Origin of the sequence: Gilliamella sp. B3023 (genome assembly GCF_026536845.1) — a bacterium.
Lineage (GTDB): Bacteria > Pseudomonadota > Gammaproteobacteria > Enterobacterales > Orbaceae > Gilliamella > Gilliamella apicola_E.
In genome coordinates, this window is sequence record NZ_JAFNNH010000003.1 from 76539 (window position 1) to 99922 (window position 23384).

Annotated in this window: 21 protein-coding genes; 11 read left to right on the forward strand and 10 right to left on the reverse strand. The window is 33.9% G+C overall.

Translation table 11 applies throughout. The features are described 5' to 3' along the window. Window positions 1–15 precede the first annotated feature (15 nt). From J3U16_RS02715 to trmB, 4 genes are all read right to left on the reverse strand, one after another. Window positions 16–1290: an MFS transporter gene (locus tag J3U16_RS02715; protein ID WP_256122109.1), complete on the reverse strand. Its 1275-nt coding sequence runs from the start codon at window positions 1288–1290 to the stop codon at window positions 16–18. 433 nt (window positions 1291–1723) lie between these two features. Beyond that, window positions 1724–2884 (reverse strand): histidine-type phosphatase, encoded by a 1161-nt coding sequence (locus J3U16_RS02720; RefSeq protein WP_267331820.1) that lies wholly within the window; start codon window positions 2882–2884, stop codon window positions 1724–1726. After that, window positions 2881–3606: an oxygen-insensitive NADPH nitroreductase gene (gene nfsA, locus J3U16_RS02725; protein ID WP_267342482.1), complete on the reverse strand. Its 726-nt coding sequence runs from the start codon at window positions 3604–3606 to the stop codon at window positions 2881–2883. Before nfsA ends, J3U16_RS02720 begins: the two co-directional genes overlap by 4 nt. Before the next feature lie 18 nt (window positions 3607–3624). Further along, the gene (trmB, locus tag J3U16_RS02730) at window positions 3625–4326 is read right to left on the reverse strand and encodes a tRNA (guanosine(46)-N7)-methyltransferase TrmB (protein WP_065734697.1); all 702 of its coding nucleotides are present in this window, start codon (window positions 4324–4326) and stop codon (window positions 3625–3627) included. A 260-nt stretch (window positions 4327–4586) separates the two neighbouring features. On the opposite strand from trmB, the gene J3U16_RS02735 reads away from it, so the two are divergent. Together J3U16_RS02735 and pth are read left to right on the forward strand one after the other, a co-directional pair. Next, window positions 4587–5534 carry a ribose-phosphate pyrophosphokinase gene (locus J3U16_RS02735; protein ID WP_086319756.1) on the forward strand — a complete coding sequence of 316 codons (948 nt, stop codon included), beginning with the start codon at window positions 4587–4589 and terminating at the stop codon, window positions 5532–5534. A 72-nt stretch (window positions 5535–5606) separates the two neighbouring features. After that, window positions 5607–6191, forward strand: coding sequence for an aminoacyl-tRNA hydrolase (gene pth, locus J3U16_RS02740; protein ID WP_065563637.1), 585 nt, complete (start codon window positions 5607–5609; stop codon window positions 6189–6191). 91 nt (window positions 6192–6282) lie between these two features. Here the strand turns inward: pth and J3U16_RS02745 are convergent, their stop codons facing one another. The 3 genes from J3U16_RS02745 to J3U16_RS02755 all read right to left on the reverse strand — a co-directional run bounded on the left by J3U16_RS02745 (window position 6283) and on the right by J3U16_RS02755 (window position 9334). Further along, window positions 6283–6732, reverse strand: coding sequence for a DUF3597 domain-containing protein (locus J3U16_RS02745; protein WP_267330444.1), 450 nt, complete (start codon window positions 6730–6732; stop codon window positions 6283–6285). 583 nt (window positions 6733–7315) lie between these two features. Further along, complete coding sequence (gene uxuA, locus J3U16_RS02750; RefSeq protein ID WP_065734695.1) at window positions 7316–8497, reverse strand: mannonate dehydratase; 1182 nt, start codon at window positions 8495–8497, stop codon at window positions 7316–7318. A gap of 75 nt (window positions 8498–8572) precedes the next feature. After that, entirely contained in the window at window positions 8573–9334 is a 762-nt protein-coding gene (locus tag J3U16_RS02755; protein WP_065734694.1) for a GntR family transcriptional regulator, read from the reverse strand. 278 nt (window positions 9335–9612) lie between these two features. Between J3U16_RS02755 and J3U16_RS02760 the strand changes: the two genes are divergently transcribed. The 8 genes from J3U16_RS02760 to rpmE all read left to right on the forward strand — a co-directional run bounded on the left by J3U16_RS02760 (window position 9613) and on the right by rpmE (window position 17964). Further along, window positions 9613–11082, forward strand: coding sequence for a mannitol dehydrogenase family protein (locus tag J3U16_RS02760; RefSeq protein WP_267330446.1), 1470 nt, complete (start codon window positions 9613–9615; stop codon window positions 11080–11082). 16 nt (window positions 11083–11098) lie between these two features. Further along, entirely contained in the window at window positions 11099–12505 is a 1407-nt protein-coding gene (uxaC, locus tag J3U16_RS02765; protein WP_065734692.1) for a glucuronate isomerase, read from the forward strand. A 35-nt stretch (window positions 12506–12540) separates the two neighbouring features. Beyond that, entirely contained in the window at window positions 12541–13806 is a 1266-nt protein-coding gene (locus tag J3U16_RS02770; protein ID WP_065563631.1) for an MFS transporter, read from the forward strand. Window positions 13807–14071: 265 nt separating this feature from the next. Continuing rightward, window positions 14072–14533, forward strand: a complete 462-nt coding sequence (locus J3U16_RS02775) for a DUF721 domain-containing protein (RefSeq protein WP_065734691.1) — start codon at window positions 14072–14074, stop codon at window positions 14531–14533. Between the two features lie 48 nt (window positions 14534–14581). Continuing rightward, on the forward strand, window positions 14582–14989 hold the full coding sequence (locus tag J3U16_RS02780) for a YhcB family protein (RefSeq protein WP_065563629.1): 408 nt from the start codon (window positions 14582–14584) through the stop codon (window positions 14987–14989). 78 nt (window positions 14990–15067) lie between these two features. Next, window positions 15068–16441 (forward strand): Do family serine endopeptidase, encoded by a 1374-nt coding sequence (locus J3U16_RS02785; protein WP_065563750.1) that lies wholly within the window; start codon window positions 15068–15070, stop codon window positions 16439–16441. A 113-nt stretch (window positions 16442–16554) separates the two neighbouring features. Further along, complete coding sequence (gene degS / locus J3U16_RS02790) at window positions 16555–17607, forward strand: outer membrane-stress sensor serine endopeptidase DegS (protein ID WP_065563628.1); 1053 nt, start codon at window positions 16555–16557, stop codon at window positions 17605–17607. A gap of 141 nt (window positions 17608–17748) precedes the next feature. Beyond that, entirely contained in the window at window positions 17749–17964 is a 216-nt protein-coding gene (rpmE, locus tag J3U16_RS02795; RefSeq protein ID WP_065563627.1) for a 50S ribosomal protein L31, read from the forward strand. Between the two features lie 73 nt (window positions 17965–18037). On the opposite strand, the gene metJ is transcribed toward rpmE, so the two are convergent. Beyond that, window positions 18038–18355, reverse strand: a complete 318-nt coding sequence (gene metJ / locus J3U16_RS02800) for a met regulon transcriptional regulator MetJ (protein WP_065563626.1) — start codon at window positions 18353–18355, stop codon at window positions 18038–18040. A gap of 171 nt (window positions 18356–18526) precedes the next feature. On the opposite strand from metJ, the gene metB reads away from it, so the two are divergent. Next, the gene (gene metB, locus J3U16_RS02805; RefSeq protein ID WP_267330447.1) at window positions 18527–19711 is read left to right on the forward strand and encodes a cystathionine gamma-synthase; all 1185 of its coding nucleotides are present in this window, start codon (window positions 18527–18529) and stop codon (window positions 19709–19711) included. Between the two features lie 340 nt (window positions 19712–20051). On the opposite strand, the gene J3U16_RS02810 is transcribed toward metB, so the two are convergent. Both J3U16_RS02810 and J3U16_RS02815 read right to left on the reverse strand, forming a co-directional pair. Then, on the reverse strand, window positions 20052–21455 hold the full coding sequence (locus J3U16_RS02810) for a glycoside hydrolase family 1 protein (RefSeq protein WP_267330448.1): 1404 nt from the start codon (window positions 21453–21455) through the stop codon (window positions 20052–20054). A 10-nt stretch (window positions 21456–21465) separates the two neighbouring features. Continuing rightward, window positions 21466–23310 carry a beta-glucoside-specific PTS transporter subunit IIABC gene (locus tag J3U16_RS02815; protein ID WP_267342483.1) on the reverse strand — a complete coding sequence of 615 codons (1845 nt, stop codon included), beginning with the start codon at window positions 23308–23310 and terminating at the stop codon, window positions 21466–21468. Window positions 23311–23384: the final 74 nt, after the last annotated feature.

Below are 23384 nucleotides of genomic sequence, written 5' to 3' on the forward strand. Positions count from 1 at the left end.
ATTGTTATTATTTAACTATTCTTCAATTTCAACGTTGCTTTTCTTTTTGAAAAGATCCAAAGGTCCACGTCCTGATAAGGTGAAAGCAGAAATAAGTGTAAAACTTAATGCAATTAAGCCAAGCACTAAATATGCCCCTTCAAATCCAATTTTAACATACATTAAACCAGCAAAGGTGGACATAAACATTATAGATAATTGTTTTGCAAAACAAAAAGCAATTAAGTAAACCGTTGCTGATAATCGAATTGGGAAATGTTTTGTAATATATTTAAATGCACCAACTAACAATAAAGGTGCTTCGAACATATGTAAGGTTTTTAAAATAATAACTTCAACTGCGCTACTAGCAAATGCTGAACCTGTAATACGAATAGACATAATTGCACCAGCAACGAGTAAAGTATTTTTACTTCCGATTTTCATGACAATAATTGGAGCAAAAAACATTACAGTCGCATTTAAAAATTCACCCAGTGTTGTGACGTAGCCAAATGCTTCACGACCAACTTGTTCACTTGAGAAAAATGAGGTGAAGAAGTTAGCAAATTGCTGATCAAATACATCATAAGTACAAGCCACACCAATAATGTAGAGCATAAAATACCAAGTTTTAGGCATTTTAAGTAAATTAACCGCAAGTTTTAAATTAAATGGTTCAGGTTTATTTAGTCCCATTTGGTCGACAACATCTGTGGTTGCTGTTTTAGCTGGATCGGCTATTTTGACTAAAATAAGTAACACTAAGGCAAAGCCAGAACATAACCAAAAAACAGCATTAATATCCTTAGAAATCATGATTCCAACAAATGAAGCACAAATCGCCCAGCCGAAGCAACCAAACATACGGCAACGACCAAATTCAAATCCACTACGTCTACTGATTTTTTCAACCAATGCTTCAATTGCAGGAGCACCACCACTAAAGACCATACCAAGATATAAGCCGCCTGCAGTAGCCCCTAGAGTAACATTTAGTTTAAGTAAAGGACCTAATATAAATATAAAGAATGGTCCAAATAAAACTAAAAGGAAGGTGATAATCCAAAGAAGGTGTTTTCTTAAACCTAACTTATCGGATATCAACCCAAATAACGGCTGAAAGAATAGTGCAAATAATGAGATAAATGAGAAAACATATCCAGTATCCGCTTGATCTAAACCTATCATTTTTAACCAAACTGGGAAAAATGGAAAGTAAGCTCCCATAATGAAAAAATAAAGAAAAAAGTAGAGGCTAAATACCCAATAATTTTTGTTATGCATTGCAGATTTAATTTTCTGATTCATAGTGAATTTCCTTTGCTAAGCTTTAAATGATTACCTAATCATTCAGAAATCGTTTATGTAAGAAATAAACTAAAAGCTATAAATTGCTCAGGATAATAACATTAAAAAAATGCAAAAAAAGTGATCTAGTTAACATTTTGTGAAATCGATTACATTTTTATTAAATTATTTTGGATTAGTTAAATAACATTCAAATAAGTTATATTAAAATTCAATATGTGCCTAATTGAAATAGTAATTAATAGTATTTTAATTAAGTTTTAAGTAACAAATTTTATACAATGAATAGATACTTATGAAAATTATTATCTATTTTGTGGTATCGATTACATTTTGAGGCGAAATTAAAATAACAATTTTAAATGTGTCTGATATTTATAGATTGCCTAATGATTTGAAACTTAAAGTCATATCGGCAATCTAATCTGAAATTTTATTGAAACTCTTTTAGCCTATTTTCAAAATGTTGCCATGGGTAGAATCCATCACTGTTTTGTTCTGCATTAAGCAACTTAAGTTGATAATGTTGTGGTGGATTATTAATATCAATAGCTTCACCAGTAAATAGCTGATCAAAACTTTGGTAGACATATTCAGCTTTGAAGAAGTATTCACCTGATGGTAGATGGCGGTAACGTTGAAATATAACCATTCCGCCAATTGGTGTATTTTCAAATTGATTAGGCAGTTGATATTCAGCAAAATCCAAAGCACCGAGCAGTGCAGCAATAGTACTATCATGACCAACCAATAAATTGACTTTATGAGATTGACTGTGTATTAAATCATCTATCTTATTGATTAATAATTTACTAATACTTCGTGCAATCGTTTTAGAGTGAAAAACTAAGTTAATATAGTGGTTACGAATTTGTATTATTTGTTGCCATTGTTCTTGGCTGGTTATTCTTCCCCAAGCAATTTGTTCTTTAGGAAATGCAGAGTAATACTGTAATAAAAAAGCATCAACGGCACAGATTCCAATTGCTAATGGTCCATGTAATTCGGGTTCTTCATTTTTCACAAAATGAAGCTCATAAGGAATATCAGCAAAATCACATTTAAGTTCAGAATATAATTGCGAATTTTTATAATCTAATATATCCGACACGATTTGATAAGCCGGCGCTAAATTTTTGAAAATTGATGCTGCTTTGTCTGCATCATTAATATCTTTTAAGACTTTTTGTTTAATTTCTGGGGAGTCATCTTGTACACTTGGATCAAAAATAGGATCCATTTTTTCGATGGTATATTTGTGATGAACAGGTATGTCATAACCAGCATAAGCACCGCCAACTAAGAATTGAGCCGTAGCTACTGTTCTTTGAAGGCTATTTGCATAAACATATATATCAGGATTCTCTGGTGAGAGCTTAATATTTCGTTGCTCTAGCCATTGTGATAGATAATGTCCAAAAAACGTTTCTAAAACGGCCCCTCGTGTTGTTAGATAACCATAAGCATGATCCCAAATTGGCCATTTAAAAGGGCTTGATTTTTCTAAGAACGCTATCGTGTTTTCTAATGGAGTACGTATGCCATGGCGACTTAGTATAACGACTTTGTCTAACTGATATTGAGTGTTGTTCATTTAGTTATCCATCCTTGTTCATGCAAATAAGTTAAAATGAAATCTCTTTGCCCTTTGATAATTGTTTCAGCAATTTTATCACTCCAACCACTTGCTTTTTGATTTGTCTGTCGATGACTATAGTATTCACTCATTTGAGTATCGTATTTTGCTAATAGTTGATCATCTATTGGTTGATAGTAATTTTCAAAAAACACTAATTCTTTCGGTAATCTTGGTTTTATTTCTGGATTTTGATCAGGATAACCGATACAAAGCCCAAATAAAGGAAGGACATATTTAGGTAATGCAAGTAATTCGGTAACTTTCGAAATATTATTGCGTAATCCACCAATGAAAACAGTTCCTAAACCTAATGACTGTGCTGCAATAACGGCATTTTGCGCCATAAGTGCCGTATCGATACAGCCAACTAAAAGCTGCTCAGCTTTTTCAAGTGGAATAGTTGAATCAATTTGAAAGTGGCGATTAAAATCGGCACAGAATACCCAAAATTCAGGAGCTTGATTAATATAACTTTGCTCTCCTGAATAATGTGCTAGCTTTGAACGATTATCGCTGTCTGTAATTCGGATAATTGTGGTGCATTGTAGAAAATTAGAGCTCGGAGCCGATTGTGCCGCTTGAAAAATTGATTCCAACTGTTCATTAGTCAGTGGTGTTGATTTGTAAGACCGAATTGAGCGGCGCTGACAAATTAAATCGATAGTTTCATTTTGCATATTGGCTCCTAGGCACCATTATTTTTTTATAAATTGCAAATCCCAAACACCATGCCCTAGATTTTGCCCACGTTTTTCAAACTTGGTAATAGGTCTGTCATCAGGTCTCGGGATATAGTCATTTGTTGTAGATAAATTTTTAAACCCATCAGCTTGACTTAATACTTCAAGCATATGCTCAGCATAATGTTGCCAGTCAGTAGCTAAATGTAATACTCCATCAACTTTTAATTTTTCATGAATTAATTTAACAAATTCAGGTTGAATAATTCTGCGTTTATTGTGCCTTGCTTTATGCCAAGGGTCAGGGAAGAAAATTTGAACTTTATCTAATGATTCATTAGGTATCATATTTTCTAATACTTCAACTGCATCATGACACATTACTTTTAAATTGGTTAATTTATTTTCTTCGATTGCCATTAAGCAAGCGCCTACGCCAGGTCGATGGACTTCAATACCTATAAAATTTTTGTCTGGTGAGGATTTTGCCATCTCAATCAATGATGCACCCATACCGAAACCGATTTCTAGAACCAGCGGTTTGTCATTTTCGAAAGTGATTTGTGAGTGTGCATTATATTCAATGCCATATATAGGCCATAAATGAGTTAAAGCTTGTTGCTGCCCTTTAGTTAAGCGGCCTTGTCTCAATACAAAACTACGTATTGTTCGTTTAGATTCTGTCTCTTGATTATTCGTTTTTAATTGTTCACTCATTGTGTGTCTGCTGTTAGTATTAAATGATTTATCAAGGTAATTATTCACCTTTGTGGTACAGTATTTTAACCGATTTTTAATCTACTTCAAAAAACATCATTTTAACTTATATTTCTATATATTATTGTGATAGATATAAAATATTTGTAATAATTTTTTATAATGTAGTTGAGGATGATCTGTAAATGATTATATAATTATCACTCCGATTTAACCGATTACGTTTTATGTAATCATGATTACATGCTTGAGGATTTCTCGTGCCTGATATGAAGCTTTTTGCTGGTAACGCCACACCCGAACTAGCAAAACGTATAGCTAATCGTCTTTATACTTCTCTTGGTGATATTATTGTTAGCCGTTTTAGTGATGGTGAAGTCAATGTCCAAATTAATGAAAATGTCCGTGGTGAAGATGTTTTTATTATCCAATCAACTTGTGCGCCTACAAATGACAATTTAATGGAATTACTAGTAATGATTGATGCGATGCGTCGAGCATCTGCCGGTCGTATTACTGCTGTTATTCCTTATTTTGGTTATGCAAGACAAGATCGTCGAGTGCGTTCAGCCCGTGTGCCTATTACAGCTAAAGTTGTTGCAGACTTTTTATCAACTGTTGGTGTAGATAGGGTTTTAACGGTTGATCTTCATGCTGAACAAATTCAAGGCTTTTTTGATGTACCTGTTGATAACGTATTTGGTAGCCCTGTAATTTTAGAAGATATGTTACAACGTGATTTTGAACGCCCAATCGTGGTATCACCAGATATTGGTGGTGTTGTTCGTGCACGTGCAATTGCAAAACTTTTAAATGATACTGACATGGCCATTATTGATAAACGTCGTCAACGTGCAAATGAAGCAGAAGTGATGAATATTATTGGTGATGTAGCCGACAGAGATTGTATTTTAGTTGATGATATGATTGATACTGCCGGAACACTTTGTAAAGCGGCTGATGCATTGAAAGCTCGTGGTGCAAAACGTGTTTTCGCTTATGCAACTCACCCTATTTTCTCAGGAAAAGCGGTAAGTAACATTAAAGATTCTGCCATTGATGAAATTGTAGTTTGTGACACAATTCCATTAACAGCAGAAGTGAAAGCATTGAAAAATGTGCGCCAACTTACATTATCAGGTATGCTTGCTGAAGCAATTCGACGTATTAGTAACGAAGAATCAATTTCAGCAATGTTCCATCAATAATCTTTTTTTCTGAATTAGATAAATGCCCCTTCTAGGGGCTTTTTTGCTAATAATAATTGACGACAGACTATTATGACAACAATTAAACTTATTGTAGGTTTAGCTAATCCAGGTAACGAATATGCTGCAACTCGCCATAATGCAGGTGCTTGGTATGTAGATCTTCTTGCTGAACGTTATAACCAACCGCTAAAAATTGATCCTAAATTTTTTGGATATAGCTCACGGATTAATATTCATGGTCATGATGTCCGTTTGTTAGTACCAACTACCTTTATGAATTTAAGTGGTAAAGCTGTTCAAGCAATGGCTTCTTTTTATCAAATTCAGCCTGATGAGATATTAGTTGCTCATGATGAGTTAGATCTTAATCCAGGTATTGCTAAATTAAAATTTGGTGGTAGTCATGGTGGTCATAATGGATTGAAAGATATTGCAAATAAACTTGGCAATAATTTGAATTTTTATCGGTTAAGAATTGGTATTGGACACCCTGGTGATAAGAATAAAGTAGTTGGTTATGTATTAAATAAACCATCTAAACCAGAACAAGATTTAATTGATAAAGCAATCGATGAATCAGTATATTGCACAGATATCTTACTGAAAGATGGAGTAGAAAGTGCAATGAATCGTTTGCATTCATTCAAAGCTTAAATTTGCTAAGATTAATATTTTCTGTATTCAACTAAATAAAAAAAATCCACCTGATTAACAGGTGGATGACAAATCACGTATTCATTCCAGACTAAGAAAATAAGTGAGTAACGTTACCACCTTTTTCAGCAATTTTCTTCATAACTTCTTTAATCAACCATGTATTCATTGCTGCTGTATCGTCTGTACTACCGGTATAATTAAGTTCAGTTGCTAATTTTTTACGTGCATCTAAACTGTTATCAATACCTAATAATTTCAATAAATCAACAATTGATGTCTTCCAGTTAAGTTTTTCAGGAAATTTTTTAGCTAAATTATCTAAAATTGACATCACATCGATTTCAGAAATCGGATTTTTATTTTCTGATGTATTTTGTTGATTTTGGTCTGTATTACTATCTGTGTTGTTACTTGATGTGTTGCCTTTAACGGTGTCAGTGATTTTATCAACTTGCTCTTTCACTGCATCTTTTGCATGACCTACAGCGGCTTGTGCGCTTGGAAATATTTTAGAAAAAATATTATTTAAGATACCCATTTTACACCCCTTATGTTTAAACTGCTTATTAAAAAACTGCTTAACGATATAGATGTAGAAAATATCCCTTAAAGTATAGCTGTTAAATATAAATTGTGTCAAAGCAACAATGAATCAATAGCATTTTTTGTAATAATGCTATTAGGGTTTTAGAAATATATTTTTATTCAATAGCTCATATTTTCAAATTAATTAAAGCTATCGACAATCAAAAAACTTATTATACCAATTTGAGAAAGTATTGTGATATACATCACAAATTCAATAAATAACTCAATACAGCGACTAAAAATAATAGTAGTATTTGGTTCACCAATTATTGGTTATATTTTATTTGAATAAATAATTGGATAGACAGTAAAATTTCTTTTTTTAATATGATGTTTTTTTAAGCAGTGCTTATTCGGCTATCTTTGTGGCGTTGCTTTAAATAAAAAATATCGATAATAAATATTTAAAATCATGATGTAAAATAAAGACATTCTAACTATATAAGAACAATAGCGTGTATATCACGCTATTTTTATGTTCAAATTAAAAAAGCCCAATATTATGGGCTTCTCTAGTCAAAGGCGATTAGTCTTTATTCAAAAAATGCACGTCTAATCGCATATTCAACGCCGCGAATTTCCGCTAAACCTCTTAAGCGTCCTATTGCAGAATAACCTGGATTGGTTTTCTTTTTAAGATCGTCAAGCATTTGGTGACCATGATCAGGACGAACTGGTATTAAACGTTTGATTCCCGCTTTTTTACGTCGTTCTTCTTCAGCAATAAGCACTTTAATTACGCCATACATATCAACATCACCTGCTAAGTGATCACCTTCGTGGAAAGATAATGGATTATCTTCACGAACTGTTGCGCGCAAATGAATAAAGTGAACTCTATCAGCAAATTTTTCAGCCATTGTAACTAAATCATTATCGCTACGAACGCCATAAGAACCAGTACAGAAGCAGAATCCGTTATGAATGCTATCAACTGTTTCTTTTATCCACTGCATATCTTCAATAGTTGAAACAATGCGTGGTAAACCTAAAATAGGTCTAGGAGGATCATCAGGATGAACTGTCAGAACAACGCCAACTTCTTCGGCGACTGGAACGATAGCTTTCAAGAAATAAGCATAATTCTCACGTAATTTAGCTTTATCAATACCGTCATATGTTGCAAGATGTGCTCGAAATTGATCTAGTGAGTAACCTTCTTCGGCACCTGGTAACCCAGCGATAATATTTCCAACAAGTTTATCTTTATCGGCTTGCGTCATATTTTCAAAATATTTTTTTGCTGAAATCTGATCTTCTTGTGAATAATCTTTTTCGGCATTAGGTCGTTTTAAAATATGAATATCAAATGCAGCAAAAGCAATTTGATCGAAACGTAGAGCTCTTGAACCGTCTGATAATTCATAACCTAGATCGGTGCGAGTCCAGTCTAATACTGGCATAAAATTGTAACAAACAGTATCAATACCACAAGCGGCTAAATTACGAATTGATTGTTGATAATTGGCAATATGTTGTTCAACGTTGCCAGAATGGGTTTTAATTTCTTCGTGAACAGGAATACTTTCAACAACTGACCAAGTTAGACCTTTGTCTTCAATCATTTTTTTTCGTTTTTTAATTTCGTCGATTGTCCAGATTTCACCATTGGGAATATGATGTAAAGCTGTAACAATTCCTGTTGCCCCTGATTGTCTAATATCGTCCAATGATACAGGGTCGTTAGGTCCAAACCAACGCATTGTTTGTTCCATTTAAATTCTCCTCAAAGATACTTCATTTACAAAATTATTCTAAAATGAAGATCCATAAACAATGCATATTTGTTTCTATTGGTTAACGATAGTGACCGGTATAGAGTCAAATAAATAACCATCAAAATTTGGATCTTCACTGTCAGAAACAGTCATTAATGTTTGTTTAACATTTTCTAAGTGCTGCCACATAGCATGGCGTGCAGCCATTGCATCTTTCAACTGTAATGCCTGTAGAATTTTTTCATGATCATATAACCATTTTTTTCGATAACTATGATCGGTTATTCTACTTTGTAGTTGGTCCCACATTTTACTTGATGAACGTTTTGTCCATAGATCTTCTAATAACCGCTCAAGTATTGAGTTCTTTGTGGCTCGAGCTATTGCAATATGAAACATTTCATCAGCACTATAGTCATCAAGTACATCTTGTTCTAAAATTTGACGTTCTTGTTCTAATATAGCTCTTAACTCTACAATATCAGCTTTTACAATTTGTGAGGCAGCAAAAGCGGCAATATTACTTTCAATTAATTGTCTCGCTTGTAATAATTCAAAAGGACCAAAATCCTCTTCTTCTATTTCCCTGTCTTTTTCAGACAAGAACTCGCTTGGTAAACCAATTACATAAACACCAGAGCCTTTTTTTACTTCAACTAATTTTTCAAGCTCTAACATAATTAATGCTTCTCGAACTACCGTTCTGCTAACATCAAAGGTCTCAGCAATATCTCTTTCTGGTGGTAGACGGTCACCAATTTTAAAAGTTCCACTTTTTAATAACAATTTTAACTCATTACCAATTTCTTGATAGAGTCGTTTGCCTCTTGGCATAATCTATAATCCTCAGAATACTATTAAGTTTATTGAAGATAATTATACGCTAATTATTAAACTCCTCTAAGTTAATAATAAAAGAAATCCATTACATCTTTAAATTGGTTTACCAATATTGTCGGCCATTATAAAGATTTTAGCAAACATCCCTATAAAATAAACCAAAAAATGTGACGCGAATCACAAAAATTGAAAAATAAAGATGAAAATTTTGTCAACAAATGAAAATATGTCTAACCAATAAATATTGCAGTTAGTTAATTACGGTGTATAAAATGTTGAATTTATTAGAAATACCACAATCAATCAAAAATAAACCTTTGTACAATAGGGAGAAAATGACCGCTCGTATTGTACATATAGGTTTTGGTGCATTTCACAGAGCACATCAGGCACTATTTACTGATCGTTTATTGAATAAAGGTAATAGTGATTGGGCTATCTGCGAGGTAAATATTGTTGGTGGTGAAGAGTTAATCAATGATATTAGAAAACAAGATCATCTATATACAGTGCTTGAAAAAGGCGCGACATCTAAACAAGCCTATATTATTGGAAGTGTAAAAGAATCATTATTAGCACCAACAGACGGTATTGAAACAATTTTAGAAAAAATGGCTGATCCTATTGTCGAAATTGTTTCATTAACCGTAACTGAAAAAGGTTACTGTATGTTGCCTGGTGGGACTGGTTTGGATTTGAATAATGAATTAATCAAAGCAGATTTAGCTTCTCCAAGTAAACCTATGTCAGCGCCAGGTGTTATTGTTGAAGCTTTATATAGAAGAATGCAAAGAGGATTGAAATCGTTTACGGCTTTATCATGTGACAACATGCCAGAAAATGGTTTAGTTTTGAGGAAAGCTATTTTAGATTTAGCGAATGCACGCGATCTTGAGCTGGCTAAATGGATTGAAAATAATACAACTTTCCCTTGTACGATGGTTGACCGTATTGTTCCTGCTGCAACATCTGAAACCTTAGAAGAAATTCAAGATGTATTAGGTGGCATGTATGATCCGTGTGGTATTGCTTGTGAGCCATTTATTCAATGGGTTATTGAAGATAATTTTGTGACTTCTCGACCTAATTGGAACGAAGCTGGTGCTGAATTTGTTGATAATGTAGTGCCATATGAAGAAATGAAACTTCGAATGCTAAATGGTAGCCATTCATTTTTAGCCTATTTAGGTTATTTAGCTGGTTATGAGCATATCAATGATTGTATGAATGACGAAAATTATAAAAAAGCGACTTTATCGTTAATGATGCAACAGCAAGCACCAACCTTAAATGTTCCATCGCACGTTAATTTACAACAATATGCTGAAAAACTTATTGAAAGATTTAGTAACCCATCACTAAAACATAGAACATGGCAAATCGCTATGGATGGTACACAAAAACTACCGCAACGCATACTTGATTCTATCCGTTGGCATATTAAACATAATTCTGATTTTTCATTACTAGCTTTAGGGGTAGCTGGTTGGATGCGATATGTTGGTGGTATTGATGACCATAAACAAGTAATCGATATTCGCGATCCAATGGTTGATGAGTTGAAAAAACTTGTTGCTGAGAGTGATGATGGGGTAGAAAGAGTTAACTCGTTATTAAGTTTAGAAGCTGTTTTTGGATCAGATTTACCCGCCAATTCATTATTCAGAGAAAAAATAACAGAACATTATCTTTCTTTAATGAAAAAAGGTGCCAAACAGACTATTAAGGATTTAGCTTTATAAATTGGAAAGAAAAACAATGAAAAAATTCTTAGATGATAACTTTTTGTTACAAACTGATGCGGCACAAAAGCTTTATTTTGATTACGCTGAAGATCAACCTATATACGATTATCATTGCCATTTACCACCAAAAGATATCGCTGAAAATAAAAATTTCCGTAATTTAGCTGAAATTTGGTTAGCTGGTGATCATTACAAATGGCGAGTGTTACGGACAGCTGGAATTGATGAAAAATATATCACAGGTGATGCATCTGACTATGAAAAATATCTTACTTGGGCAAAAGTTGTTCCTTTAACGCTTGGAAACCCGATTTACCATTGGACTCATCTGGAGTTAAAAAGACCATTTGGTATAAAAAATATTCTTCTTAACGAAAAAACAGCTGATAAAATTTGGTCTGAGGCTAATGATAAATTAGCGACTGCTGAATTCTCAACCAGAGGTATTTTGACACAAATGAATGTCAAAGCAGTAGGAACAACTGATGACCCTATTGATTCACTTGAATATCACAAACAAATCGCTTTAGATGCTTCATTTAAAACTAAAGTAAGACCAAGTTGGCGACCAGACAGAGTTTTTAAAATAGAACTAACAGGCTTTGTTGATTATATTGTTGAATTAGGAAAAGTAACTGATATCGAAATTAATAGTTTTGAAAAATTACTTTGTGCGTTAACCAAACGATTAGATCATTTTGAACAACATGGTTGTGAAGCTGCAGATCATGGCATCGAAATTCTCCGTTATGCTGATATTCCTTCGGAAAAACAGCTTGATCAAATAATAGCAAAACGTCTTGCTAATCAGTCCCTTTCTGAACTGGAAATTGCACAATTTAGTACGGCAGTACTTGTTTGGTTAGGTAAGCAATATCATAAACGTAATTGGGTTATGCAATTACATTTAGGAGCTTTGCGTAATAATAATCAACGAATGTTTAAAATGCTTGGTCCTGATGCTGGGTTTGACTCGATTGGTGATAGACCCATCGCCGAACCACTTTCTTCATTATTAGGTATTTTGGACTTAACTGATGAACTGCCTAAAACTATTTTGTATTGTCTAAACCCTCGTGATAATGAGGTCTTAGCGACTATGGCTGGTAACTTTCAAGGTTCAAATATTGCAGGAAAAATTCAATTTGGTTCGGGCTGGTGGTTCAATGACCAAAAAGATGGAATGGAACGTCAGATAATGCAACTTTCTCAAATGGGATTATTAAGTCAATTTGTCGGTATGTTAACTGATTCCCGTAGTTTTTTATCATTTACAAGACATGAATATTTTAGACGAATTCTTTGTAATATGGTGGGGAATTGGATGGAAAATGGAGAAATTCCTGAAGATTTTGAATTAGTTGGCAACATGATTAGAAATATTTGTTTTAACAATGCAAATCATTATTTTTCTAAATAATACGAATTAACAATAAATAAGATGAAGGAAATAAAATGAGAACAATTCCAAAATTTCGGTGGTACATGATTTTACTTGTCTGTGCTATTACAATAATCAATTATCTTGATCGAACGGCATTAGGGGTTGCCGCGCCGACAATTTTAGAAACCACAGGTATTACTAAAGAGCAATATTCTTGGATTGTTAGCGCATTCCAGTTAGCGTATACAATAGGTCAACCTATCATGGGCTTTTTTATTGATACTATAGGTCTAAGACTTGGGTTTGCTATCTGTGCGGTAATTTGGGGATTAGCAACCATGGGTCATGCATTGACAGGTACATGGCAAGGTTTAGCTTTCATGCGCGGTGTAATGGGCTTTAGTGAAGCATCAGCTATCCCAGCAGGAATAAAAACTGCCTCTATATGGTTCCCTGCAAAAGAAAGAGGGATCGCATCAGGTGTGTTTAATATGGGGACATCTTTTGGTGCTATGTTAGCTCCCCCTCTAATCGCTTGGTGTATTTTATTCCAAGGTTGGGAATTTGCTTTCGTTGTTTCTGGTTCGTTAGCATTAATTGCTGCTCTTGCTTGGTTTATTTTTTATCGTGACCCTAAAGATTCAAAAATATTGTCTCCTGAAGAAAGAGAATATATTGAAGCAGGTCAAGAAAAATATTTAGACAATGATAAAGAAAAAGTATCTTTAAAAACGATCCTTACTCAGCGTAATTTCTGGGGTATTGGTATTGCACGTTTTCTTGCAGATCCAGCTTGGGGGACAATCAATTTTTGGGTGCCAATTTTCTTCGTTGAAACATTACACTTTAGTTTAAAAGAAATTGCTATGTTTGTTTGGCTACCGTTTTTGATGGCTGATCTAGGCTGTTTAGCAAGTGGTTTTGTTGCGAAGTTTTTTAATGACCGTGGAATATCATTAATCAATTCAAGATTGATCACCTTTACCATCGGCGCTGTGTTAATGATGACCATTGGTTTTGTTAGTATTGTTGAAAACCCATACTTAGCGGTATTTTTAATCAGCCTTGGTGGTTTTTCACATCAATTGTTATCTACTGTTGCATCAACTTTAGGCGGCGATTTATTTAAGAAAAATCAGGTTGCTACAGCAGTTGGGATGGCCGGTGCTTGTGCTTGGACAGGTCAATTAATATTTAACCTTTTCATTGGTGCATTTGTAGGCATAATTGGTTTTGGTCCTTTCTTTATTGCATTAGCTTTCTTTGATGTAATCGGTGCAATTGTGCTTTGGACATTTATTCGCGAGAACCAAGTTAATCAAAGTACCACTAATTAATCATAACTAGATAACTAACAAATAATTAATAATAACTAACATAGGTAGGATCAAAATTTTTGATTCTACCTATTTTTTTGAAATTGATTAATTATTTTAATTAGCCTTATTATTTATTTCATTTTTAATAGTTCAAATAATGTGTAAATATTATTTTTTTACACGACTTTTTTGAATAGATCAGGTAAATTATTGAGTATTGAGTTATTTATATTATAAATAGATTTGTTTTAATTTTAGCAAGAACTAAGGATGAGCCTAATTCATGCGTGATAATGAGCCAAAAATGTTGACCAGCCTTTTGTCACAAGGGGCTCTATTATCCCAAATAAAAGAAAGAACATTAGCACTGAGTCAATTAACGAAGGTTATTGATGAATTGCTTCCAGCACCGTTGAATCAGCAATATAGAGTTGCAAATTATCGTCAAGGTATTCTTATTCTTGAGGTTAGTTCAGCTAACTGGTTAACAAGAATAAAATACGAACAAAGTAATTTGATTTCAGGTATACGTCAAAAAATCTTACCTTCGTTATCCTCTATTCAATATAAGATTAATCCCACTATTGCGACAAATAACTCACAATTAGTTAATTTTTCAAATAAGAATGCTAAAATTAATAATGTGATTACGATTCAAACAGCAATATATTTAAATGCTTTGGCTGAGCAAGCACCTGAAAAACTAAAAAAACAATTGATAAAACTTGCTAACCATGCAAAATAAGCTAAACAATATTTAGAAATAATAAATGAGAAGATACAGGAGTGAAATATGGATAAAAGTATGATGACCTATATTATCATCGGCCTAATAATTGGTTTTATTGTGGGTATAATTTTCATCAATTTTGTTTCTCAAAAAGGACGTAAATATGCCAAAGTTAAACGCGAATTGGAACAAGCCCAAGAAGAATTAGCATCTCAAAAACAGATGATGGTTAAACATTTTTCTCATAGTGCTGAAATATTGGATAATATGGCCAAAGATTTTCGTCGCTTATATCAACATATTGCTGAAACCTCTGGGCAATTTGTAACTTCTGATGATATGCCTATGATTGATTTAGAAGCCGTCAATAATGATATCAGTGTCAAAAATGAATTAACACTTGAAAAGCAGCCTAAAGACTATTCAGATAATCCTTCAGGATTATTCAAAAATGATGAAGTGAAATCTTAATTAATTTTCAACATTTCTTAGTTTTATTAGGCTATTTATGTTTTAAATATCAAATTTCTTAAATAAGAGAGTTTTATGATGAGTCATTCTTTACGAAAACCAAAAAAATTATTAAGTATAATTGCATTAAGTTTAGGTTTAAGTTTAGCTACATTATCTAATGCCAATGCGGCATTCCCATTTTTACCAACGGATAATAACCAACAACAACCATCGTTGGCACCAATGTTGGAAACCGTTTTACCTTCGGTAGTAAGTATTAAAGTTGAAGGCACTGCTCAAATGCAAAATAATATGCCGGAAGAATTTAGACGATTTTTCGGCTATCCGGATAGTCAATCTAGGCCTTTCTCGGGATTAGGTTCTGGTGTCATTATTGATGCTGAAAAAGGTTATATTGTTACCAATAATCATGTAATTGATAGCGCCGATAAAATTACGGTAGTAATAAATGACGGTCATGAATATCAAGCAAAACTAATTGGTAAAGATCCACAAAGTGATATTGCTTTATTAAAAGTGGATAATGCAAAAAAATTAACCTCAATCAAACTTGCTGACTCAGATAAAACGCGAGTTGGTGATTACGTTGTTGCGATTGGTAATCCATTCGGTATCGGTCAAACTGTTACTTCAGGTATCATTTCTGCGTTAGCTCGTAGTGGGTTAAGTATGGATGGCTTTGAAAATTTCATTCAAACTGACGCGTCAATTAACCAAGGTAATTCCGGTGGTGCTTTAGTTAACTTAAATGGTGAACTAGTTGGGATAAACACTGCTATTATCGCGCCAAGTGGGGGTAATGTAGGAATTGGTTTCGCTATACCTAGTAATATGGTTAGAAGTTTGACTTCTCAACTTATTGAGTATGGTGAAGTTAAACGAGGTGTTTTAGGTATAAAAGGTAATGAATTAACATCAGATATTGCTAAAGCTTTTGACCTTGAAGTACAAAAAGGTGCTTTTGTTAGTGAAGTTATAGATGATTCTGCTGCAAAAGAAGCAGGAATTAAATCTGGTGATGTCATCATTTCTATGGACGGTAAACCGGTTGATAGTTTTGCAGAGTTACGCGCAAAAATCGCGACAACTGGAGCTGGTCGTACAGTTAAATTAGGTTTGATTCGAGATGGCAAAGAGATTTCTGTTGAGGTTAAATTGAAAAACGGTGATGCATCCAGTACCGAAGCAAAATCTTTACATCCAGCACTTGAAGGTGCAACACTTGTTAATGGTGATATAAAAGGACAAAAAGGTGTATTAATTGAGAGTATTGTTAAAAACTCTCCTGCTTCACGTTTAAGTTTACAAGAAGGTGATCTTATCACAGGGGTCAATAAGTCTAGAGTTAATAGTATTTCTGAACTACGTAAAGTGATTGATAGCAATCCTTCTGCAATCGCTTTAAATATTGTCCGAGGAGATAGCCGTCTATATCTTATCTTACGCTAAGTAATTATATAGCTAAAAATCGTCGATGCTTTGCATCGACGAAAACTTCATTTTAACCATCGGTTAGATATGATAGAATCCTATCAACTATTCTCATCTTTATAATAATAATTATGCTTAAAAAGTTTCTTTGGCCAATATTAATTGGTGGTGTGTTAGCGATAGTATTACTCATTATTTTCCCTTCTTTAAGAAATGGAACGCAATCAGATTTTTCCAGATCTATTTTTAATGAAGAACCTATGAGTTATTCTGATGCGGTTAAGATTGCTGCTCCAGCAGTAGTAAATATCTACAGTCGATCGATTAATTCTGTTCCAAAACAATCACAAGATGGCCCAATTACACCGCTAGGTTCTGGTGTAATTATGAGTGAGTATGGCTATATCATTACCAATTATCATGTTGTTGATGGAGCTGAACAAATTATTGTTGCCTTGCAAGATGGTCGAATTTTTGAAGCATTACCTGTAGGTTCCGATAAGTTGGTTGATATTGCTGTGCTTAAAATAGAGGCAACTAATATCCCGGTCATACCTATTAATTCTAAACGAGACCCCAAAATTGGTGATGTTGTTTTAGCTATTGGTAATCCATATAACATTGGTCAAACGATTACCCAAGGTATTATTAGTGCGACAGGGCGTGACGGATTAAGCCCATATCGTCGACAAAACTTTATTCAAACTGATGCATCGATTAATCATGGTAATTCAGGTGGAGCTTTAGTAAATACTAAAGGTGAGTTGGTAGGCATTAATACATTAACATTTGCTAAAAATCTAGGTAATGATGTTCCTGAAGGAATTGGTTTTGCCATCCCAACAGCATTAGCCGTTAAAATAATGGATAAATTAATTCAAGATGGGAAAGTGATTCGAGGCTATATTGGCATTGATGGGTTAGAATTCGCCCCAACGCAAAATCCTAGTGATTTACCGAAGGTATTAGGTATATTAGTTACCAATGCTGAAGGACCTTCATTACAGGCCGGCGTTGAAGCAAATGATATATTAATTATGGTTGATAATAAACCAGTAAAATCCATAGTAGAAACTATGGATCAAATTGCAGAGTTGAAACCAGGAACAATCGTCCCCATATTAGTTTTGCGAAATGGAGAAAAGATTGAACTTCAAGTAACTATCGGGCAATTACCGGTTTAGATTGGTCGATTATTACTTGATTATCTTTCATATAGGACGTATAATTCGCACCCTTATCATGTTATTTAACACTCGTATGGTGTATAGATTTTGCGATTAAGCCGTTTATATAGCGATACGAACAAACTTTAGAGGTTTATTATGAAAGAAGGTATCCATCCAGAATACACTGCAATTACAGCAACTTGTTCTTGTGGTAACACAATTAAAACTCATTCAACTATTGGTCATGATATTCATCTTGACGTATGTGGTGAATGTCACCCGTTTTATACTGGTAAACAACGTGATGTTGCAACTGGCGGACGTGTTGATAAATTCAAACAACGTTTTGCAATGGTTGGTGGTAAAAAATAGTTTTACTAAACTAACGTTGTCAAAAAGGCGCTTTAAGCGCCTTTTTTGTATCTATTATTTTATTTTAATTCAATCATTCGTCGATTAAATCCGGATCGATGCCTAAATCTCTCATCATTTTTTGTGCTTGTTGTGGAATTCCATCATCACGATCTTTCTGAAGATCTTCATCACAAGGTAGTGGTTGACCAGTATAAGCGTGTAAAAAGGCTTCACATAATAATTCACTATTCGTTGCATGACGTAAATTATTGACTTGTCGCCTTGTTCGCTCATCAGTTAATATTTTAAGTACTTTCAACGGAATTGAGACTGTAATTTTTTTTACTTGTTCACTTTTTTTACCATGTTCAGCATAAGGGCTGATATAATCGCCGTTCCATTCCATCATATTTTTCACCAAATCACATCACAAATAATGTGGGTAATTTTAGCGTTTTTTTTATTTAGCTGCAATCTATACACCAAGATAGTTAGACGTCTAGACATGTTGACGTCTTTTTTTATTGTGCTATTCTTATACAATTATTAGATATATAAAATGCTTGGTAGGAAGGTTGTTATGGCTAGTGATTCTAAAAATCTAAGACAAGGTACTAATTTTAGCCAAGGCACGATAGCTGTTCGTGGTGGAATTAATACAGATGATCAATTTGGTAGCGTAGTTCCTGTTATTACGCCTTCAACATGTTATCGTTATGAAGAGTTTGCAACACCGAGGAAGTTTGATTATGGTCGCAAATCCAATCCAAGTAGACGATTAGTCGAAGAAACCGTTGCTAAATTAGAAGGTGGGGTGGATGCTATTTTAACTAATTGCGGTATGTCAGCAATACATCTAATTAGCGTTGCCTTACTTAGTCCAAATGATGTTGTTGTTGCGCCTCATGACTGTTATGGCGGTAGTTATCGATTATTTAATAGTTTGAGTCAAAAAGGCTATTTTAAAACAAAATTTGTTGACCAATCAGATTCTGTTGCTTTGAAAGAAGCACTTAGCTTAAAACCTAAATTAGTCTTAATTGAATCACCAAGTAACCCTTTGTTACGAGTTGTCGATATAGAAGCGATCACTCGACAAGCTCATGCGGTTGGTGCTTTGGTTTTAGTCGATAACACCTTTATGACGCCAATTTTACAAAAACCATTAGAGCTTGGTGCTGATATTGTTAGCCATTCTTGTACTAAGTTTTTAAATGGCCATTCAGATTTACTCGCTGGAATATTGGTGTTTAAAGATCAACAATTAGCAACGGATGTACTATGGTGGGCCAATAATATCGGAACATCTACCTCGTCATTTGATAGTTATTTGTTATTACGTGGTTTAAGAACGCTAGCAGCAAGAGTTAAATTACAGCAAGAAAATGCGCAAAAAGTGGTAGAATTTTTAGCAAATCACCCTAAAATTGCAAAAGTTTTTCATCCATCATTACCTTCAAATCTTGGACATGATATTGCGAAAAGACAACAAAAAGGTTTTGGTTCACTGCTAAGTTTTGAATTAGCAGGTGATGCTAATGTTATGCCGAAATTTTTAAATGCACTCAATATATTTACATTAGCCCAATCACTTGGTGGTGTGGAAAGTTTAATCTGTCATCCTGCAACTATGACTCATTCAGGAATTAGTGCTGAAGCACGTAAAACCGCAGGTATATCCGATCAATTATTACGTATTTCGGTTGGTCTTGAAGATATCAGTGATCTTCTTAATGATTTAGAACAAGCACTAGCTCAAATCTAAATTTTATCTGCTAATCAATAGGATTGAGAAATAATTGATTTTATCAATCCTATTTTCCTTTACTTTCATAATAATGCACTATTTTACTTTTTGACTAACTAAAGTGGTTAAATTAGTGTTTATATTTGCCTCAAAAACCCCGTTCCTCAACTCAAAAATTCAATATCACTCCATATCTATAAATCATCTAATTTACATTAAAACTGAATTATTATCAGGCTAATAAAATGATGTAGTTCATATTTGAAGTTATGACAAGATTAGGCAAACAATCATTTCCAGTATAGCTGTTTGTTTCAACAACTATCATGATGGGCTTTTTTAAAGCCCATCCCTGTTTTTAATCTTTAATACCATTATCTTTGATGACTTGCTGATACCAATAAAAACTATCTTTTTTAATTCGATTAAGTGTTTTTAAGTCATGATCATCTCGATCAACATAAACAAAGCCATAACGTTTTTTGAAACCTTGATGAGAACTTAGTAAATCAATTACTGACCATGGACAATATCCAAATAGTTCAACCCCATCTTCAATTGCATCATGACAAGCTAATATGTGCGATTTGATATAATCAATTCGATAATCATCATGTACTTTATTGTCAGCAGTTAATGTATCTGGAGTACCTAATCCATTTTCAGTAATAATTAATGGTAAACGATATTGGCGATAATATTCATTTAATACTAGTCTCAACCCCATCGGGTCAATTTGTGCGCCATAAGTAGAAGCGGTTAAATTTGGGTTTTTCTCGATCTTGAAATAGCCATATAGATCGAAATCAATATCTTTTTCTTTAGTGCCAAATGGATGAGCATCATCTTCCGGTAAATAGCTTGCGACTAATGTTCGATAGTAATTTACGGCAATAAAATCAGGTTTAGCTTTTTTTAATATTTCGGCATCTTCTGGTTGTGTAATAGGGTAGATACCACAACGTTGCAAATAATGTTTGTAGTATCCCGGATAATCACCAAAACAGTACATATCTAGGGCATAATTAGTTTTAAAATTATCATTCATTTTAGCTGCCCAAACATCCATTGGTTTATTACTTGCAGGATAGGTCATGGTGGATGATACCGCTGGTCCTACTTTGCTTCCAGCAATTAGTTCATGGCAATCATTTGTTGCCATCGCATGAGCAACAAACATGTGATAATCCATTTGAGCTCTCACTTTTTCTGTGTCGGCTGGTGCGACTTTGTACATGTTCATTCGTTCATTAACACGAATCATCAAATTTTGTTCATTATTGATTTGCCAGTTTTTTACCCGATCACCAAATGCTTTATAGCAGACCTGAGCATAGCGTCTAAATGCATCGACACAACGGCGGTCTTGCCAACCATTATATTTATCAACTAAGGCAAATGGTAAATCAAAGTGATAAAGAGTAATAAATGGAATGATATTATTTTTGATTAATTCGTTAATTACTCGATTATAAAAATCAATCCCAGCTTGATTTATTTCACCGTCCCCATCAGGAATAATACGTGCCCATGATATTGAAAAACGATAAGTTTTTAATCCCAATTCTTTAAACAAAGCGATATCACTCTCTACATGATGATAGAAATCACTGGCAACTTTGCTATCGGCTTGCACTGCAGAGCGTTGAAATGAGTTATAATCAGCAACGGTCATCCCTTTTCCATCAGCATCCCATCCACCTTCAATTTGAAAGGCAGAAGATGATGCTCCCCACCAAAAATCCTTAGCAAAAGCTTTCATATATTAACCTCTAAACTTGAATAAATAATAAATTGTCTTTTTTACTGACGTGATCTTCTTGACAATATTCTATATTTTTATATTGATTCGAATTAACGACAATAACCGAAGTCGTTAAATCGAATTCTTTTATTTTATCAATATCAAATGAAACTATTTTGGTTCCTTTTGTAATGTGTTGGCCTGCTTGTACATAGGATTTAAAATATTTACCTTGTAATTTAACGGTGTCAATTCCAATGTGAATCAACAGTTCAATACCATTATCTAATGTTAGACCAATAGCATGTAAAGTAGGGTAGAGTACTGATACTGTACAATCCGCTGGTGCAACTATTTCTCCTACCTTAGGATAAACCGCGATCCCTTTGCCCATCGATCCTGAAGCAAATACTTCATCTTTGACTTGATTTAAGGCAATGACCTCACCCTCAACAGGCGATAGAATAGTTGTATCAGTGGTTAATGGAGTTTGAATTGTTTTTGATTCTTTTTCGTTTGGTATGTCATTAAATCCAACAATCATTGTCATAATGCATGAACCAAAAAATGCAAAGCCTATACCAATTAAATAGCATAAGAACGCTTTTGTACCTGCTTCCGCATAAACAGGTATTGTTAATACCCCTTGGTTGGCAAAGGCTGTACCATAAGATCCTCCCCAACCCATTAATCCTCCAGCAAGTGCACCACACACAACCGCACAAATCATTGGTTTTTTCAATCTTAAGTTAGCGCCATAAATCGCTGGTTCGGTAATGCCGAACAAGGCTGTGATTGTTGCCGATGCGGCAACGGTTTTTAAATTTTTATTTTTGGTTTTGAAAAATACACCTAATGCGGCTCCAGCTTGTGAAAAGTTCGCCGCTCCAGCGAAAGCAAGTAAGTTCTGGCGTCCAGTTTGAGCTACGTCATTAATGCCGATTGGTACAATAGCACGATGTGCGCCAAAGATGACTAAAATACACCATACACCACCGATAAATGCTCCTAATAATATAGGGCTAACGCCCATAATGTAGTAATAGATCCAGTTTATAAATTCGCCAATATAGATACCAATAGGACCGAAAATAAGTAAAGTAGCTGGTATCATGATAAGTAATGAAAAAGTTGGCACCATGATAATTTTTAATACTTCAGGGATAATATATTCCAAAAATCTTTGTACATAACTTAAAATAAATACCGCTAATATAATTGGGATAACGCTAGACGTGTAACTTGCTTTGGTTAATTCAATGGTAAACAGAGTGACTTCAGTTTTACTTGTCATTAAATTGACAATTGATGGATAACATAATGTTGCACCAATTATCATCGATATAAATTCATGTGCTTTAAATACTTTAGCAGCGGTATAGCCAAGTATTATTGGCATGAAGTAGAAAACTGCATCTGATGCAGCATGTAAAATCGTGTAGGTGTTATAAGTTTTGATATCAGTTTGATAGTAATAATTACCTATCATAACCGCTATAGCTAAAATTCCCTTTAACATACCTGATGCTGCAATAGCAGGGATGATTGGTGTAAAAATAGCTGCAAAAGCATTAAGTATTTTTACCCCTAATGAAACTTTAGGTTCCGTTTGATTACTTTGTTCTAACTCGCCAATTAGAGGGAGAAGTTGCTCATAAATTTTGGTGACTTTATTGCCTAATACTACTTGGTATTGTCCACTACTTTCAACAACGGAAATCACACCTTCTGTCTGTAATAATTTTTCGCGATTAGCTTTTTTACTGTCATTTAATTGAAACCGTAAGCGAGTAAAGCAGTGTGTTAAGTTGATAATATTCTCTTTACCGCCGACTAATTCGAGTATTTGATGTGCAATTTTTTGATAGTCCATTATTTTCTCCATTACTTAAAGAATGGTTATTCATTGATAAAAAGCTTAATACACTAAAAATTATCATTATTATA

What these genes read in the sequence shown, in the direction of transcription:
- J3U16_RS02715 (WP_256122109.1), bottom strand. Translation starts at nt 1,290, where the DNA reads ATGAATCAGAAAATTAAATCTGCAATGCATAACAAAAATTATTGGGTA.
- J3U16_RS02720 (WP_267331820.1), bottom strand. Translation starts at nt 2,884, where the DNA reads ATGAACAACACTCAATATCAGTTAGACAAAGTCGTTATACTAAGTCGC.
- nfsA (WP_267342482.1), bottom strand. Translation starts at nt 3,606, where the DNA reads ATGCAAAATGAAACTATCGATTTAATTTGTCAGCGCCGCTCAATTCGG.
- trmB (WP_065734697.1), bottom strand. Translation starts at nt 4,326, where the DNA reads ATGAGTGAACAATTAAAAACGAATAATCAAGAGACAGAATCTAAACGA.
- pth (WP_065563637.1), top strand. Translation starts at nt 5,607, where the DNA reads ATGACAACAATTAAACTTATTGTAGGTTTAGCTAATCCAGGTAACGAA.
- J3U16_RS02745 (WP_267330444.1), bottom strand. Translation starts at nt 6,732, where the DNA reads ATGGGTATCTTAAATAATATTTTTTCTAAAATATTTCCAAGCGCACAA.
- uxuA (WP_065734695.1), bottom strand. Translation starts at nt 8,497, where the DNA reads ATGGAACAAACAATGCGTTGGTTTGGACCTAACGACCCTGTATCATTG.
- J3U16_RS02755 (WP_065734694.1), bottom strand. Translation starts at nt 9,334, where the DNA reads ATGCCAAGAGGCAAACGACTCTATCAAGAAATTGGTAATGAGTTAAAA.
- J3U16_RS02760 (WP_267330446.1), top strand. Translation starts at nt 9,613, where the DNA reads ATGTTGAATTTATTAGAAATACCACAATCAATCAAAAATAAACCTTTG.
- uxaC (WP_065734692.1), top strand. Translation starts at nt 11,099, where the DNA reads ATGAAAAAATTCTTAGATGATAACTTTTTGTTACAAACTGATGCGGCA.
- J3U16_RS02770 (WP_065563631.1), top strand. Translation starts at nt 12,541, where the DNA reads ATGAGAACAATTCCAAAATTTCGGTGGTACATGATTTTACTTGTCTGT.
- J3U16_RS02775 (WP_065734691.1), top strand. Translation starts at nt 14,072, where the DNA reads ATGCGTGATAATGAGCCAAAAATGTTGACCAGCCTTTTGTCACAAGGG.
- J3U16_RS02780 (WP_065563629.1), top strand. Translation starts at nt 14,582, where the DNA reads ATGGATAAAAGTATGATGACCTATATTATCATCGGCCTAATAATTGGT.
- J3U16_RS02785 (WP_065563750.1), top strand. Translation starts at nt 15,068, where the DNA reads ATGAGTCATTCTTTACGAAAACCAAAAAAATTATTAAGTATAATTGCA.
- degS (WP_065563628.1), top strand. Translation starts at nt 16,555, where the DNA reads ATGCTTAAAAAGTTTCTTTGGCCAATATTAATTGGTGGTGTGTTAGCG.
- rpmE (WP_065563627.1), top strand. Translation starts at nt 17,749, where the DNA reads ATGAAAGAAGGTATCCATCCAGAATACACTGCAATTACAGCAACTTGT.
- metJ (WP_065563626.1), bottom strand. Translation starts at nt 18,355, where the DNA reads ATGATGGAATGGAACGGCGATTATATCAGCCCTTATGCTGAACATGGT.
- metB (WP_267330447.1), top strand. Translation starts at nt 18,527, where the DNA reads ATGGCTAGTGATTCTAAAAATCTAAGACAAGGTACTAATTTTAGCCAA.
- J3U16_RS02810 (WP_267330448.1), bottom strand. Translation starts at nt 21,455, where the DNA reads ATGAAAGCTTTTGCTAAGGATTTTTGGTGGGGAGCATCATCTTCTGCC.
- J3U16_RS02815 (WP_267342483.1), bottom strand. Translation starts at nt 23,310, where the DNA reads ATGGACTATCAAAAAATTGCACATCAAATACTCGAATTAGTCGGCGGT.